Here is a 13,768-nt window from a genome sequence, read left to right as displayed (position 1 = left end):
CAGCCGCTATCAGCTCAGTGGCGGGGTGAGCTGCGATCTGGTAGAAGGGCATCCCTGCCAGGGGCAGGGGGCCATCGTGGCCGTCGAAATGGGTCAGAACGAGCGCGGCAGCCGCATCTTCATCGCCGAGCCGGTGGCGCTGGATGAGTTGGTGCGCCAGCTGCCCGAGTTGGTGAGCGAGCGCCAGTGGTTCGACTGGGACGATCGGGAGGAACGGGTGCGTGCGGAGCGCCAGCAGGTGCTCGGCGAGCTGGTGCTCGGCCAGCGGCCGCTGACGGATCTCTCCGATGAACAGAAGGGGCGCTGCCTGCTGCAGGGCATCCGGCGCAAGGGGCTGCACGTGCTGCCCTGGGACGAGAGCAGCGAGAGGCTGCTGGCCCGCTTGCGCTGCGCCCGCGACTGGCTGCCCGACGAAGCCTGGCCCGCCATGGATGAGGAGAGCCTGCTGGCCGACCTCGAGCAGTGGCTGCTGCCGGCGGTGAGCGGCATGACCCGGCTGGAGCAGTTGAAGCGGCTCGACATGAGCGACATCCTGCGCCAGTCTCTGCCCTGGCCCCTGCCAAGGCGGCTGGACGAGGCGCTGCCGAGCCACTTCACCGCACCGACCGGCAGCCGGGTGCGGATCCGCTACCAGCCGGGTCAGGCGCCAGCGATCCCGGTGCGCATCCAGGAGATGTTCGGGCTGGGCGCCACCCCATGCGTGGCCGATGGCCGGGTGCCCCTGGTGGTGGAGCTGCTCTCCCCGGCCCAGCGCCCCTTGCAGATCACCGCGGATCTCGCCGCCTTCTGGGCGGGATCCTATGAGCAGGTGAAAAAAGAGATGAAGGGGCGCTACCCCCGTCACTACTGGCCGGACAACCCGCTGGAGGCGATGCCGACCCGGGTGACCAAGAAAAAGATGGGATTGCAGGAGTAGCCGACGGGGCAGTGATCGGTCGGCACGACCAGAACAAGATGGCGGTGGCACAGTCCCCTCCACAACAGGCATCGCAGGCCGCTCGCATCAGCGGGATGGCGAGGAGAACGACAAGAGGATTTATGGCAACCCAACGACGCAAGCGCACGCCCAAGAAGGCGGCGCCCAAACGCACCATCTGGCGCACCCTGTTCTGGCTGGGCTTCAAGCTCTCTCTGGTGGTGGCGGCCTTCATGGTGGTGTTTGGCATCTATCTCGACACCAAGGTGCGCGAGCGCTTCGACGGGGAGAAGTGGCAGTTGCCGGTGATGGTCTACAGCCGCCCGCTGGAGCTCTATCCCAGCCAGCGGCTCTCCCAGACCCAGATGCTGCGCGAGCTCAACATGCTGAGCTACAAGCAGGTGCGTCAGCCTCATACCCCGGGTGAGTACGCGGTGAGCGGCAACCGCATCGAGCTGGTGCGCCGGCCGTTCGAGTTCCACGACGGTGCCGACGGCGCCCGTGGCCTGCGTCTCACCTTCAACGGGGCGCGCCTCGAGGGGATCCAGTCCCTGGAGAACCAGCGTCAGCTCGGCTATGCCCAGATGGACCCGGTGCTGCTCGATCGCCTCAACACCGAGGATCGGGAAGACCGCCTGCTGGTACGCCTCTCCGAGGTGCCGGACAGCCTGCTGGTGACGCTGCTCACCACGGAAGACAGGGACTTCTACCAGCACGGCGGTGTCTCGCCGGTGGCCATCATGCGCGCCATGGCAGCCAACCTGCTGGCGGGGCGCACCGTGCAGGGGGGCAGCACGCTCACCCAGCAGCTCGCCAAGAACTTCTTCCTGACCCGTGAGCGCAGCCTGTGGCGCAAACTGCAGGAAGCCTACATGGCGGTGCTCATCGACTACCGCTACAGCAAGGACGAGATCCTGGAGGCCTACCTCAACGAGGTCTATCTGGGGCAGAACTTCTCCCAGGGGGTCTACGGCTTCGGGCTCGCCTCTTACTTCTACTTCGGTATTCCGGTCAACGAGCTGGACATCGATCAGGTGGCCCTGCTGGTGGGCATGGTGAAGGGCCCCTCCTATTACGATCCCTGGCGATTCCCCGACCGGGCCAAGGCGCGCCGGGATCTGGTGCTGAAACTGCTTGCGGATCACGGCAGCCTGACCCAGGCCGAGTATGACCTGGCCAGCAAGCAGCCCCTTGGCATCATCGCCCGCGGCCAGATGAGTTATGGCCGCACCCCGGCCTTCATGGGGCTGCTCAAGCGGGAGATCCAGAACCGCTTCGGCCCGGATCTGCTCAAGCAGTCCGGCCTCAAGATCTTCACCAGTCTGGATCCCATCGCCCAGCACGCCGCCGAGCAGGCGGTGGAGTCGGGTCTGGCCACCATCGAGAAGCAGCGTGGCAAGAAGAAGCTGGAGGCGGCCATGGTGGTTTCCGACTGGCACAAGGGCGAGGTGGTCGCCATGGTGGGGGGACGGGATCCCCGCTACGCCGGCTTCAACCGGGCGCTGGATGCCCGCCGTCAGATTGGCTCCCTGGTCAAACCGGCGGTCTACCTGACCGGCCTCTCCAACGGCCTGACCCTGGGCACGCCGCTTAAAGATCAGCCGATCCGCATTCGCGGCCAGGATGGCCAGATCTGGACGCCGCAGAACTACGACCGCAAGTTCCGCCAGAGCGTGCCCCTGATGGAGGCGCTCGCCAGCTCCCTCAACGTGCCGACCGTCAACCTCGGGATGCAGATAGGCCTGGACAAGGTGGTGGACACCCTGCACAAGCTGGGGGTGCAGCAGGAGATCCAGCCCTATCCGTCCCTGGTGCTGGGGGCGGTGGCCCTCTCGCCCATGGAGGTGAACCAGATGTACCTGCCTATTGCCAACCAGGGGTTGACCCAGCCCCTGTCGGCCATCCGGGCCGTGGTGAACGGCGAGGGGCGCCAGCTCTACCAGCATGACGAAGCGGCCAAGCGAGTGACGGATCCCCAGGCAAGCTGGCTGACTCTGTTCGCCATGACCAAGACGGTGAGCCAGGGGACGGCCCGTGCGCTCGGTGCCAAGTTCCCCGGGGCAACCATGGCCGCCAAGACCGGTACCACCAACGAGCTGCGTGACTCCTGGTTTGCCGGGATGGACAACAACGAGCTGGTGAGCGTCTGGGTCGGCCGTGACGACAACACCCCGGCCGGGTTGACTGGTGCCAGTGGCGCCCTGCAGCTGTTCAGCGGCTACATGAGCCAGCGAGGGGTCAACAGCCTGGGGCTGAAGATGCCCGAAGGGGTGAGCTGGGCCAACTTCTCCCGCTCGAGCGGTGCCCTGGTGGCCAGCGATTGTCCCGGCAGTCTCCAGGTGCCAGCCAAGCTGGCCGGTCTGGCCGAGCCCATGAGCTGTGCCAGCCCGGTCTCGGACCCGGCGAATGCCCTGGACAACTGGTTCAACGGTTTCTTCAACTGACGAAGACGGGCAGCGCAGGCTGCCCGTTTTGCAAGGATTGCCATGACCCATCCCCTGTTTGAGGCCATCCATCACGTGGCCATCATCGCCAGCGACTATCCGCGTTCGCGCCACTTCTATCACCAGGTGCTGGGGTTGCCCATCATTGCCGAGACCCTGCGGGCCGAGCGTCAGTCGTGGAAGCTGGATCTGGCGCTGCCGGACGGCAGCCAGCTGGAGCTGTTCAGCTTCCCGGCGCCGCCGCCCCGCCCCTCCAGGCCGGAGGCGTGCGGGTTGCGCCACCTGGCGTTTCGGGTGGCGGATCTCGACCGGGTCATCGCCCACCTGGAGCAGCACGGGGTGGAAGTGGAGCCGGTGCGGGTGGACGAGCTGACCGGCAAGCGCTTTACCTTCTTCGCCGACCCCGACGGCCTGCCGCTGGAGCTGTACGAGGCAGCGCGTTAGGCTGCCTGTTGCAATCTGGATGATCGGTTTGACCATGAAAAGGCCGCACTGGGAACAGGGCGGCTTTTTTCATGGGGTTGGAGAGGGGATCATGCTGTGGTCAGCAGGGCGACCGCCACCGCCATCACCATCATGCCGAGCCAGCCGACGGGTCTGAGGCGCTCGCCGAACAGCAGCAGGCCCCCGAGGGCGGTGCCCAGGATGCCGATGGCGCCCCAGGTGGCATAGGCCACGGCCAGATCGATCTTGCCGGTACTGACCGCCTCGCTGAGCAGCGTGAAGGCACAGAGCACCAGCAGAATGCCGAGGACGCCCCACCCCTTGTCACGAAAACCGACGGAGCGGTTGATCGCCATGTTGGCGCCGATATCCAGCAGGGCGGCGCCCAGTACGATGATCAACGGGTGCATGGGGCTTCCCTCCTCTGGCGGGTGGGGGCTGATGCATCATGGGTCTCGCCCAGGGTCACCATGACAATCCCCACTATGGCCAGCGCCAGTCCGATCCACTCCTGGATGCTCAGCTCGTAGCCGAGGAACAGGACGGAGACGGCGGTGATGAGGGCGATCCCCAGCCCTTCCCACAGCGCAAACGCGATACCAATGGAGATTGTCCTGGCGGCCTTGGCGAGCAGCAGGTAGGAGAGGGTGATGAGGAGCCACATCGGCAGATAGTGGATCCAGCCGCTCTCGCTCTTTGGGATCAGGGCCATGGAGGAGGTGCCGGCGACCTCGGTCAGGATGGCCCCCGTCAGGAAGAGGCGGGCCAAAAGCAGGGGACGGGATGACATGCAGTTTCCTTCTGTTGCTGCGACGAAGAGAGGATAACGGCACCCGAAACGGGCAAGGTTATCGCTGAGCGTCGAGAAAGCTGTCGCTGCTTGTTTGCCTTGGGGGCGGGGCAGGGGATAAGGTGGTGATGGAATAATCTGCCGCCAGTTTGAAGTCATGAAGCTAAATCAGATACAACTCTTTGTAGAAACAGCAGACAGTGGTTCGATAGCCAATGCCGCCAGACGACTTGGCAAGAGTCGCAGCGCCGTTAGCTCGGCGATTGCAACCCTGGAGGTGGAGCTTGGCGTCGAACTTTTCGAACGAGGGGCGAACCAGAGCCGGCTGACCGAAATCGGCGAGCAAGTGCTGGACGACTGTCGGCGGCTGTTGCAGGCCGCCAACAGCCTGAAGCTCAAGTGCGAGCACCATGCCTCCGGTGCCGAGGTGGCGCTGCGGGTAGCCCGGGACGACGCCATTCCCGAGGTGGTATGGCGCGAGATGCTGGGAGCGCTGCGTCGCCAGTTTCCGGGCACCAGCATCTCCCTGGTGCTGGCCTCACCGCCGGAGCTGCCGGCCCTGGTGGAAGAGGGGTTCGTGGATGCCGCCTTCGGCCTCATCACCGAGGAACAGGAGCGCAGCGGTCTTTGCATCGACGTGCTCAACCCGATCCGCACCCTGATGGTGGTCGCGCCAAGCCACCCGCTGGCTGGGCTGAAGCGGGTGTTGCAGCAGGATCTGACCGATCACACCCAGGTCACTCTCTCCTATGTGGACGCGTTTTCGGTCAAGAGCCTGCTGCCCATCGGGGGGCAGCATATCGGGTTGTCGAGTTTCGAACTGATGCGGGATGCGGTGCTGGATGGTCTGGGCTGGGCGGTGCTGCCTTCACCCCTTATCCAGAGCCAGCTGCGCCAGGGGGAGCTGCTGACCCTGAAGCACAAGTTCAGTCTGCAGTGGCGCGATTACGGAGTCTATCTGTCGGAGAACGCCCATCACGGCAAGGTGCTGGCCTGGCTGAAGAAGGCCATAGAAGCCTATCTCGAACCCTTCGAGTAGCCGCTAACCGGGGTGGGCACCCCGGTTGGCAGTGAGAGGGGATCAGCGCAGGCCGTGACGGGGGACGCGCTGGCGGGAGCGAAATGGCAGCAGCAGGAGGCCGAGCAGCAGATCCCCCGCCAGAGAGGCCAGCAGACCCGCCGCCACGCCGCAGAAAATGGCGGCCTGTTTGAGGGGGACCACATAGCCGTAGTTGTGCAGGGTATCCTGCCAGAGGGCGGGATCGGCGCGCAGCAACAGGTGGGAGAGCTGCTGGTACCAGGGGCTCTCCCGCACGGCGATCTCCCCCTGAAGGTGCTGCTGCTGGTTCACCAGTTGCTGGAGGCTGGTGGCATCCTGGGTGAAGACGGGATCCTGGCTGGCACCGTAATGGGCGACCAGCGCCTGCAGATCGCCATTGAAGTGTTGGTCCGCCGTGCGCTGGAAGGGGGCCAGCGCCAGACCGGCCTGCTGCAGCCGGGCATCCAGCCGCTGGAAGTAGAGATCGACCAGCCCGGGGATCTGTACACCTGCCAGCAAACCGAGGGCAAACAACATCATGCGAAGGTAGCTGCGCATCATCATCATCCTGAACGAAGGGAGCGCCCATACTAGCCGCAACCGGTGGGAGAGCCAAGGAGGGGGCGCGCTTGCCCACCTGGTCGGCGGCGCCAAAAAAAGAGCCGATGGAATACCTTTGTTACACGAATTCTTACACTTTTGTGATGCAAGTCATCTTGCGGCTGGCCTAGAATGAGCGTTTTTCGAAGGACACGTCGGCATGAGCAAGTTCATTCCTTTCTATCTGGCCGGGGGCCTCATCGCCTTCAGTTGGGGCGCCCTGCCTGAGCACGGCCCCTGGGATGGGTGGGATCTCGCCCTCTTCCAGCTGGTCAATGGCTGGATTGGCCACTCCCCCCGTTGGGCCGATCTGGTGGCCATCACCAACAACCGCCTGTTCGATCTGGCCGCGCTGGCCTGCATGGGCGGGATCCTCGCCAGTTGCTTCTTCCGTGCCGACGGGCAGGAGCGCCGTCGTCTGGTGGCCATGGGGGTCGTGATGCTGCTGGGGGCTCTGGTGATCAATCAGCTCGGGCATCTGTTGCCGGTCAGCCGTCCCAGCCCCACCTTGATGGTGGACGGAGCACTGCGCCTGACCGAGATCAGTGCGATTCCCACCAAGGACTCCGCCGGTGACAGCTTCCCCGGTGATCACGCCCTCTTCCTGATGATCTTCGCCGGTTTTGCTCTGCGCTATCTGCCGCGCTGGGCCGGGGTGGTTGCGGTGGTGATGGTGCCCCTGTTTTCGGCGCCCCGCATCCTGGCGGGTGCGCATTGGATGACGGACGTCTATGTTGGCGCTCTTTGCCTCTCCCTGATCTGCCTGCCGCTGCTGTTGCTCACTCCCGTGTCGGATCGCCTGATCGACCGCCTGGCTCCCCGGCTGCCACGCTGGATTGCCTGACGGAGAATGAAAAAAGAAGGCGGGTCACCCCGCCTTCTTTCGTTTACGCCTCACCGGTGCTGTGGTCGTCGCGAAATGACCAGGACTACGCCCGATGAGCCCGGGCTGTCGCCCTCCCAACCAGTATGGATAGCCCCATTCGGGTTCTGCCAGCCAAAATAGTCGCGGCCAAACGTTTGCACCCGTCGTCTCATGATCCTGGCCAGGATTTTTTCCCTCCGCTGCCTTAGAATCGCCGCCCGTTGTTGGAGGTCTCCCCATGCTTGTCACTTTTCTGCGTCTCTTGTTTATCGGTTGTGCCCTGGTCTTTCTCTTTATGCTGGTCCGTGCCTGGTGGCACAAACGGCGTCATGGCCAGCTCGAAGCCACCCCTTTCTGGCCGGTGGCGGCCATCGGTTTTGTGGCCAATTTTCTCGATACCCTGGGGGTGGGGAGCTTTGCGGTGAAGACCGCCTGCTACAAGCAGTTCAGGTTGATCGATGATCGGGTGCTGCCCGGTACCCTCAACGGCCAGTGCGTGCTGCCGACCGTGACCCAGGCTCTCATCTTCATCGGCGTGGTCAACGTGGATCCCGTCACCCTCATCAGCATGATGGCGGCTGCGGCGGCCGGTGCGGCCTGGGGCGCCCGTTACGTGGCTTCCTTTGATCGCCAGACCATCCGGCTGGTCATGGCGGTCTCCCTGCTGGTGGTCGCCGGTCTCATCTTTGCCGGTCTGCTTGGGCTCTTCCCCCTCGGTGGCGAGGCCATGGGGCTGAGCGGTTACAAGCTGGGGATCGCCCTTGCCGGCAACTTCCTGTTCGGAGCCCTGATGAACGTCGGTATCGGCCTGTTCGCCCCCTGCATGACCCTGGTCTATCTGCTCGGCATGAACCCGCTGGTGGCCTTCCCCATCATGATGGGATCCACCGCCGTTCTCAGCGTCTTCTCGGCGGGGACCTTCATTCGCAAGGGGGCTTTCGATGCGCGGGCCGTGCTGGCGGTGGCCATCTTCGGCCCCATCGGCGTGGTGCTGGCGGCCATGCTGGTCAAATCAATGGAGATGGAGATGCTCAAATGGCTGGTGGCCTTCATCGTCATCTATACCTCCTGGACCATGTACGCCTCCTGGCGGGCGGCGCGGCGACAGCCAGCGCCCGCGCTGGCAGAGGCGACGAGCTAGCTGGCGTCGGCGAGGCCCGCCTGCACGGGCGCCCCGCGTTGGTATGTCATCCCGCTCGCCCGGTCCTGGCGCGTCTTCTGATGCCTCTGGCAGCCCCCTCCGGGTGGGCGGTCTGCTGGCTGGAGGCGACCAGTGCGGCTTCCGCCCTGGCACCGAGAAACACATAGAGCCCCAGCGCCAGCAGCAACCCCACGGCGCAGCCCATCACCCCCACCGCAGGCCAGAGCAGTTCGCTCTGGCCGAGGGATCCCTTGAACAGCAGCAGCAACCCCTCGATGGAGACCGCGATCAGGATGGCGGCGATAAAGCGGGTAATGGTGCGCCGGATGGCGCTGTGGCGGAAGATGTCCTTATGCAGCAGCACTTCCTCTTCGAGGATGGTCTTGCCGAGATCGAACACCGCCAGCGCGAGCGTGAGGAAGATGATGGCGCTGAAGGCGCCGAGCCGGTTCTGCTGGGTGCCGCACAGCAGCAGATAGAGCTGTTCCAGCCCGTGCCAGATGAGGGTGCCGACGATGAGAAACAGGGCCAGACTCAGGACGACGTAGACGGCCCTGAACCAGGGAATGGCGCGCCGCCGCTCTCTGTCCCCCATCAGCCAGGCGATCAGCTGGTGCAGGTTGATCTCCAGCTCCCGGCCATGGCCCTGCACCAGCAGGCGCAGCTGCCCCTGGGCCGCCGGAACGGGCGCCAGTATGGCTGGCCTGATCTGGGGGGGCTGGCTCTTCACCTCCTCGACGAAGGCATAGGTCTTGAGAGACGCCTCGGGGAGGGTGAGCAGCCCCAGCAGCAGGGGGGCCAGCTCGGTTTCGTACTCCTGATAGCGCCGCAGCACATCGATGGGGCTCATCTCTGCCATATACACCTCGGTCCAATGGGCTCCTGAGCAGGGGCCTGCAAATTGTGGGCCCGATTTATGACAGCCCGTGTACGGCGCGGCGCACCAGCAGGTGGCAAGGCTCCGGTGAGGGACTTAAGGATGCACCACTATGGTGCCTTGTCGGGACGAGCAAACAAAAAAGGGCCCCATCGGGGCCCTCTGCACATCTTGCTGCTTGTCAGCCAGCCAGCTTGGCGAAGCTGCGCTCGGCGGCCGCCAGGGTGTGTTCAATCTCCTTGTCCCCGTGGGCAAGCGACAGGAAGCCCGCCTCGTAGGCGCTCGGCGCCAGATAGACGCCCTCTTCCAGCATCAGGTGATAGAAGCGCTTGAAGCGTTCCATGTCGCAGCGAGTCACCTGCTCGTAGCGGGTGATCTCGGTCTCGTCGGTGAAGAAGAAGCCGAACATGCCGCCGACGTAGTTGATGGCAAGCGGGATACCGTGCTTGGCGGCAGCGGCTTTGAGCCCTTCGGCAACACGGGCGGTCTTGGCGCTCAGCTGCTCATAGAGGCCCGGTTCCTGCAGCAGATCCAGCATGGTGAGGCCGGCAGCCATGGCCACCGGGTTGCCGGAGAGGGTGCCGGCCTGATAGACGGGGCCGGTCGGGGCGATGTGCTGCATCACCTTCTTCTTGCCGCCGAAGGCGCCCACCGGCATGCCGGCACCGATGATCTTGCCGAGGGTGGTGAGATCCGGGTCGATGTTGTAGTGGCCCTGGGCACCACGCAGGGAGACGCGAAAACCCGTCATCACCTCGTCCAGGATCAGCAGGGCGCCGAATTCGTCACAAATGGCGCGCAGCCCTTCCAGGAAGCCGGGCACCGGCGGGATGCAGTTCATGTTGCCGGCGACCGGCTCGACGATGATACAGGCGATCTCGCTGCCGTACTGGGTGAAGGCTTCGCGCACCGAATCCAGATCGTTAAAGACACAGGTGAGCGTGTGTTTGGCGAAATCGGCGGGTACGCCCGGGCTGTTGGGCTGACCCAGGGTGAGGGCGCCGGAACCGGCCTTGACCAGCAGGGAGTCGGCGTGGCCGTGGTAGCAGCCTTCAAACTTGACGATCTTGTCGCGACCGGTGTAGCCGCGGGCCAGTCGGATGGCGCTCATGGTCGCCTCGGTGCCGGAGTTGACCATCCGCACCTGCTCCATGGAGGGGACGATCTGGCGCACCTTCTCGGCCATCAGCACTTCGATTTCGGTCGGGGCACCGTAGCTCAGTCCCTTCTCCACCGCCTTGATGACCGCGGCCTTGATGGTCGGGTGGTTGTGACCGAGCAGCATGGGGCCCCAGGAACCGATGTAATCCACATAGGCCTGGCCGTCCACGTCATAGAGGTAGGCGCCATCGGCGTGATCGATGAAGCGGGGTGTACCGCCGACCCCGTTGAAGGCGCGGACCGGTGAGTTGACGCCACCGGGAATGGTCTGGCGGGCCTGTTCAAACAGCTGATCTGATTTTGACATGGATCATCCTTAATGGGATTTTGGTCGTTACCCGGGCGCAGGCTGCCGATTGCGGCTCGGCAGGGGATGGCGGGAGGAGTATGCTTTGCGCTCTCGCCCCGGACTCTCGCCCGTGATACATGAAACGGGCCGACTATAGCAGAAAGGCCCAGAGCTGGGCAGCCGAGGCCGAGGTGTGTCTGGTCCTCGTTAGATGAGCGTGATTATCCATGGAGCAACAAGCCATTCCTTCCGCCGACGCGGCCTCGCTGCGTCGTCCTCCAGTCTTGCAGCGCCTGATACGGCGGGACAAGATGCCGCTGCTGGTGCTTCTGTTGGCGGCCCTGGTCGGCCTGCTGGCAGGCCTGGTGTGCGGATTGTTCGAGTCTGGCGTGCACTGGCTGGCACAGCAGCGTATCGACCTGCTGGCCGATCGCCCCTGGTGGCAGCTCGGCCTGCTCGGCTTTGGCTTCAGCGCCCTGCTGGGTTGCATTGGCTATTTTCTGACTCATACCTTTGCACCCGAGGCGGGTGGCTCCGGCATTCCCGAGATTGAGGGCGCCATGGATGAGCTGCGCCCGGTACGCTGGTGGCGGGTGTTGCCGGTCAAGTTCTTCGGCGGTATCTGCACTCTGAGCTCCGGCATGGTGCTGGGGCGGGAAGGCCCGTCGGTACAGATCGGCGGCAACCTCGGCAAGATGGTGGCGGATATCTTCCGGCTGCCGAAGGAGCATGGCCACGCCCTGCTGGCAGCCGGGGCGGCCGGTGGCCTGGCCGCGGCCTTCAATGCGCCGCTGGCGGGGATCCTGTTCGTGATGGAGGAGATGCGCCCGCAGTTTCGCTACTCCTTTCTGGCCATCAAGGCGGTGGGCATCTCCGCCATCATGGCGACCCTGATGCTGCAGAACATGAAGGGGCAGGGGGCGGTGATCAGCTTGCCTCACTACGATGCGCCGGCTCTCAGGGCGCTCTGGCTGTTCCTCTTCATGGGGGCTGCTTTTGGCGTGCTGGGTTTTGTCTTCAACAAGCTGGTGCTGGCCTGTCAGGATGGTTATCTGGCGCTGCATCAAAACAAGCGCCATCGCTTCGTGGCCATTGGGACGCTGGTGGCGGGGACTTTCGGCGTGCTGTCGCTGGTTGCCCCGGCGGTGACCGGCGGCGGTACCGAGCTCATCCCCCATCTGATGGGCGGGGAGTATGCGATGGCCACCCTGTTCCTCATCTTCTCCATCCGGCTGGTGGCTACCCTGGTCTGTTTCTGCTCCGGCGCACCGGGCGGGGTGTTTGCCCCGACTCTGGCGCTGGGCACCCTATTCGGGGTGGTGTTCGGCCATTTGTTCCATGCGGCCTTCCCGGAGCTGGGCATCGAACCCGGCGCCTTTGCCATCGCCGGTATGGGCGCGCTGTTTGCCGCCACCGTGCGTGCTCCCATCACGGGGATCGTGCTGGTGACCGAGATGACCGACAACTATCAGCTGATCCTGCCCATGATGATCACCACGGTCGGTGCGACCCTGGTGGCTCAGTGGTTGGGGGGCCGCCCGATTTATTCCCAGATCCTCGAGCGAACTTTACGGCTCGCTGCGCGTCAAAAGCGGGGAGAAAGCGGCGTCACCGCCGGTTAACCCTTTGTCTACCGGCCTGAATCTGCTTGAGTCGCGTATAGTGAAGGGATCGTGGCCGCAGTATGCGCAGTAACAAAAGAGGCCTTATGTCCCAGATAGTGAAGTGGTTGGTAGTGCTGATGGTGGGGGCGCTCATCGGCTATTTCGTCGGTAATCGCCAGGAGCTGGCCCAGAGCAGCCTGCTGACGGTGCAGCAGGAGACGTTGGAGCGCCAAGGCAAGGCCATCGGCCAGCTCAAGAGCGAGCTCGGCATCAAGGAGACGCTGCTGGCTACCCAGAAGGCGGCGTTCGAGCAGTTGCAGCAGACGCTCAAGGATCAGGAAGCCCAGGTACAGGAGCAGAAGCGCCAGCTGGCCTTCTTCGAGCGGATCATGCGTCCCACCGGCGAGCAGGTAGGGGTGGTGATCGACAACCTCACCCTGCAGGAGACCAGTATCCCCGGCCGTTATCACTATCGGCTGGCGCTGACTCAGCCCGCCAAGAAGCGCGAGCTGTTTCGCGGTCAGGTACAGATAAAGGTGGAAGGCAGTCAGGGCGACAAGCCCAGAACCCTCGGCAGCCGAGAGCTGGGTATGAAGGTGGGGGAGGGGCGCTATGCGCTGCGTTACTTCCAGCTGCTGGAAGGCAACTGGCAGTTGCCGGAAGGCTTTGTACCGGATCGGGTGCGGGTCACCATCAGCAAGGATGGTCGACAACCGGCTCAGGAACTGCTGGCTGAATGGGGTGAGGTAATCAAGCCGCTGGTGGTCGCTCCACCGGCACCCGTACCGGCCGCACAGTAAGAAGCTTGGTGAATACTTGAACTGAATGATCGGGTATTGGATAATTTCGCGGTTTCCATGTTTGTGGATTTAACGGTTGTGAGGTCAGTAATGAGTGCAGTAGCAGAAGCCCCGTTGCCCATCCAGATGACGGATGCGGCAGCCAACAAGGTGAAGACCCTGATCACCGAAGAAGAAAATCCCGAGCTCAAGCTGCGGGTGTACATCACGGGCGGTGGCTGCTCCGGTTTCCAGTATGGTTTCACCTTCGATGAGAAGATCAACGAAGGGGATACCGTGGTCGAGAAGAGCGGGGTCACCATGGTGATCGATCCCATGAGCCTGCAGTATCTGGTTGGCGGTAGCGTTGATTACACCGAAGGTCTGGAAGGCTCCCGCTTCACCGTGACCAACCCCAACGCCACTACCACCTGTGGCTGTGGTTCCAGCTTCTCTATCTGATATATAGAGATACCGCGTGATATCGAAGGGCCCCAAGGGGCCCTTTTCGTTTTGGCACCCATCCTTATAATCGGACGCTCTGGACCAGCAACTAATTCTCAAGAGACCTTGATGGGCTTCCTTTGGGTTGCTGTTGGGGCGCTTTTTATCCTGATTGGTGGTTAGTTAAACACTTGAACGTCTTTTTCAAAAAAACACGGAGTTTTCGCTTGTCAGCGAGAATCATATCCCTATAATGCGCCTCCATCAGCACGGCGCAGTGCGTGTCTGGTCTGGCTTGCAAAGCAAACCAGTGAGGGTTATAGTTATCGACCCTGCTCTTTAACAATTTGAATCAAGCAATCTGTGTGGGCACTC

At 63.5% G+C, this 13,768-nt stretch carries 14 protein-coding genes; 9 read left to right on the top strand and 5 right to left on the bottom strand.

What is annotated here, in order from left to right:
- From AACR77_RS15395 to gloA2, 3 genes are all read left to right on the top strand, one after another.
- Positions 1–916, top strand: a 916-nt coding sequence (locus AACR77_RS15395) for an ATP-dependent helicase C-terminal domain-containing protein (RefSeq protein WP_042878453.1), incomplete at its 5' end; no start/stop codon positions are given.
- 122 nt (positions 917–1,038) lie between these two features.
- Positions 1,039–3,360, top strand: coding sequence for a penicillin-binding protein 1B (gene mrcB, locus AACR77_RS15390; protein WP_042878451.1), 2,322 nt, complete (start codon positions 1,039–1,041; stop codon positions 3,358–3,360).
- Between the two features lie 42 nt (positions 3,361–3,402).
- Positions 3,403–3,804 carry an SMU1112c/YaeR family gloxylase I-like metalloprotein gene (gene gloA2, locus AACR77_RS15385; protein WP_010675565.1) on the top strand — a complete coding sequence of 134 codons (402 nt, stop codon included), beginning with the start codon at positions 3,403–3,405 and terminating at the stop codon, positions 3,802–3,804.
- Between the two features lie 89 nt (positions 3,805–3,893).
- Here the strand turns inward: gloA2 and AACR77_RS15380 are convergent, their stop codons facing one another.
- Together AACR77_RS15380 and AACR77_RS15375 are read right to left on the bottom strand one after the other, a co-directional pair.
- Positions 3,894–4,214, bottom strand: a complete 321-nt coding sequence (locus AACR77_RS15380; RefSeq protein WP_010675564.1) for an SMR family transporter — start codon at positions 4,212–4,214, stop codon at positions 3,894–3,896.
- Positions 4,202–4,594: a DMT family transporter gene (locus tag AACR77_RS15375; protein WP_042878449.1), complete on the bottom strand. Its 393-nt coding sequence runs from the start codon at positions 4,592–4,594 to the stop codon at positions 4,202–4,204. Before AACR77_RS15375 ends, AACR77_RS15380 begins: the two co-directional genes overlap by 13 nt.
- A 157-nt stretch (positions 4,595–4,751) precedes the next feature.
- On the opposite strand from AACR77_RS15375, the gene AACR77_RS15370 reads away from it, so the two are divergent.
- The gene (locus AACR77_RS15370; protein ID WP_039040858.1) at positions 4,752–5,633 is read left to right on the top strand and encodes a LysR family transcriptional regulator; all 882 of its coding nucleotides are present in this window, start codon (positions 4,752–4,754) and stop codon (positions 5,631–5,633) included.
- A 42-nt stretch (positions 5,634–5,675) separates the two neighbouring features.
- Here AACR77_RS15370 and AACR77_RS15365 read toward each other — a convergent pair whose 3' ends face one another.
- A complete protein-coding gene (locus AACR77_RS15365; protein WP_010675561.1) occupies positions 5,676–6,191 on the bottom strand; it encodes a DUF2937 family protein in 516 nt (171 codons plus the stop codon).
- Positions 6,192–6,393: 202 nt separating this feature from the next.
- On the opposite strand from AACR77_RS15365, the gene AACR77_RS15360 reads away from it, so the two are divergent.
- Positions 6,394–7,077, top strand: coding sequence for a phosphatase PAP2 family protein (locus AACR77_RS15360; RefSeq protein WP_010675560.1), 684 nt, complete (start codon positions 6,394–6,396; stop codon positions 7,075–7,077).
- A 259-nt stretch (positions 7,078–7,336) separates the two neighbouring features.
- Positions 7,337–8,239, top strand: a complete 903-nt coding sequence (locus tag AACR77_RS15355; RefSeq protein WP_042878447.1) for a sulfite exporter TauE/SafE family protein — start codon at positions 7,337–7,339, stop codon at positions 8,237–8,239.
- A 46-nt stretch (positions 8,240–8,285) separates the two neighbouring features.
- Here AACR77_RS15355 and AACR77_RS15350 read toward each other — a convergent pair whose 3' ends face one another.
- Positions 8,286–9,098 (bottom strand): hypothetical protein, encoded by an 813-nt coding sequence (locus AACR77_RS15350; RefSeq protein ID WP_042878445.1) that lies wholly within the window; start codon positions 9,096–9,098, stop codon positions 8,286–8,288.
- 199 nt (positions 9,099–9,297) lie between these two features.
- On the bottom strand, positions 9,298–10,584 hold the full coding sequence (gene hemL, locus AACR77_RS15345) for a glutamate-1-semialdehyde 2,1-aminomutase (protein ID WP_042878443.1): 1,287 nt from the start codon (positions 10,582–10,584) through the stop codon (positions 9,298–9,300).
- A 209-nt stretch (positions 10,585–10,793) separates the two neighbouring features.
- Between hemL and clcA the strand changes: the two genes are divergently transcribed.
- The 3 genes from clcA to erpA all read left to right on the top strand — a co-directional run bounded on the left by clcA (position 10,794) and on the right by erpA (position 13,411).
- Positions 10,794–12,188 carry a H(+)/Cl(-) exchange transporter ClcA gene (gene clcA, locus AACR77_RS15340; RefSeq protein ID WP_042878441.1) on the top strand — a complete coding sequence of 465 codons (1,395 nt, stop codon included), beginning with the start codon at positions 10,794–10,796 and terminating at the stop codon, positions 12,186–12,188.
- Between the two features lie 86 nt (positions 12,189–12,274).
- Positions 12,275–12,970, top strand: coding sequence for a DUF6776 family protein (locus AACR77_RS15335; RefSeq protein ID WP_024945733.1), 696 nt, complete (start codon positions 12,275–12,277; stop codon positions 12,968–12,970).
- 90 nt (positions 12,971–13,060) lie between these two features.
- Positions 13,061–13,411 carry an iron-sulfur cluster insertion protein ErpA gene (gene erpA, locus AACR77_RS15330; RefSeq protein WP_005304404.1) on the top strand — a complete coding sequence of 117 codons (351 nt, stop codon included), beginning with the start codon at positions 13,061–13,063 and terminating at the stop codon, positions 13,409–13,411.
- Positions 13,412–13,768 lie beyond the last annotated feature (357 nt).

This window comes from Aeromonas sp. ZOR0002 (assembly GCF_963866995.1).
Lineage (GTDB): Bacteria > Pseudomonadota > Gammaproteobacteria > Enterobacterales > Aeromonadaceae > Aeromonas > Aeromonas caviae.
This window is presented reverse-complemented; position numbering and strand designations above follow the sequence as displayed.

Coding starts and splice junctions, on each gene's coding strand:
- AACR77_RS15380 (WP_010675564.1), bottom strand. CDS start 4,214: ATGCACCCGTTGATCATCGTACTGGGCGCCGCCCTGCTGGATATCGGC.
- AACR77_RS15355 (WP_042878447.1), top strand. CDS start 7,337: ATGCTTGTCACTTTTCTGCGTCTCTTGTTTATCGGTTGTGCCCTGGTC.
- AACR77_RS15375 (WP_042878449.1), bottom strand. CDS start 4,594: ATGTCATCCCGTCCCCTGCTTTTGGCCCGCCTCTTCCTGACGGGGGCC.
- AACR77_RS15360 (WP_010675560.1), top strand. CDS start 6,394: ATGAGCAAGTTCATTCCTTTCTATCTGGCCGGGGGCCTCATCGCCTTC.
- AACR77_RS15370 (WP_039040858.1), top strand. CDS start 4,752: ATGAAGCTAAATCAGATACAACTCTTTGTAGAAACAGCAGACAGTGGT.
- AACR77_RS15335 (WP_024945733.1), top strand. CDS start 12,275: ATGTCCCAGATAGTGAAGTGGTTGGTAGTGCTGATGGTGGGGGCGCTC.
- clcA (WP_042878441.1), top strand. CDS start 10,794: ATGGAGCAACAAGCCATTCCTTCCGCCGACGCGGCCTCGCTGCGTCGT.
- gloA2 (WP_010675565.1), top strand. CDS start 3,403: ATGACCCATCCCCTGTTTGAGGCCATCCATCACGTGGCCATCATCGCC.
- AACR77_RS15365 (WP_010675561.1), bottom strand. CDS start 6,191: ATGCGCAGCTACCTTCGCATGATGTTGTTTGCCCTCGGTTTGCTGGCA.
- mrcB (WP_042878451.1), top strand. CDS start 1,039: ATGGCAACCCAACGACGCAAGCGCACGCCCAAGAAGGCGGCGCCCAAA.
- hemL (WP_042878443.1), bottom strand. CDS start 10,584: ATGTCAAAATCAGATCAGCTGTTTGAACAGGCCCGCCAGACCATTCCC.
- AACR77_RS15350 (WP_042878445.1), bottom strand. CDS start 9,098: ATGGCAGAGATGAGCCCCATCGATGTGCTGCGGCGCTATCAGGAGTAC.
- erpA (WP_005304404.1), top strand. CDS start 13,061: ATGAGTGCAGTAGCAGAAGCCCCGTTGCCCATCCAGATGACGGATGCG.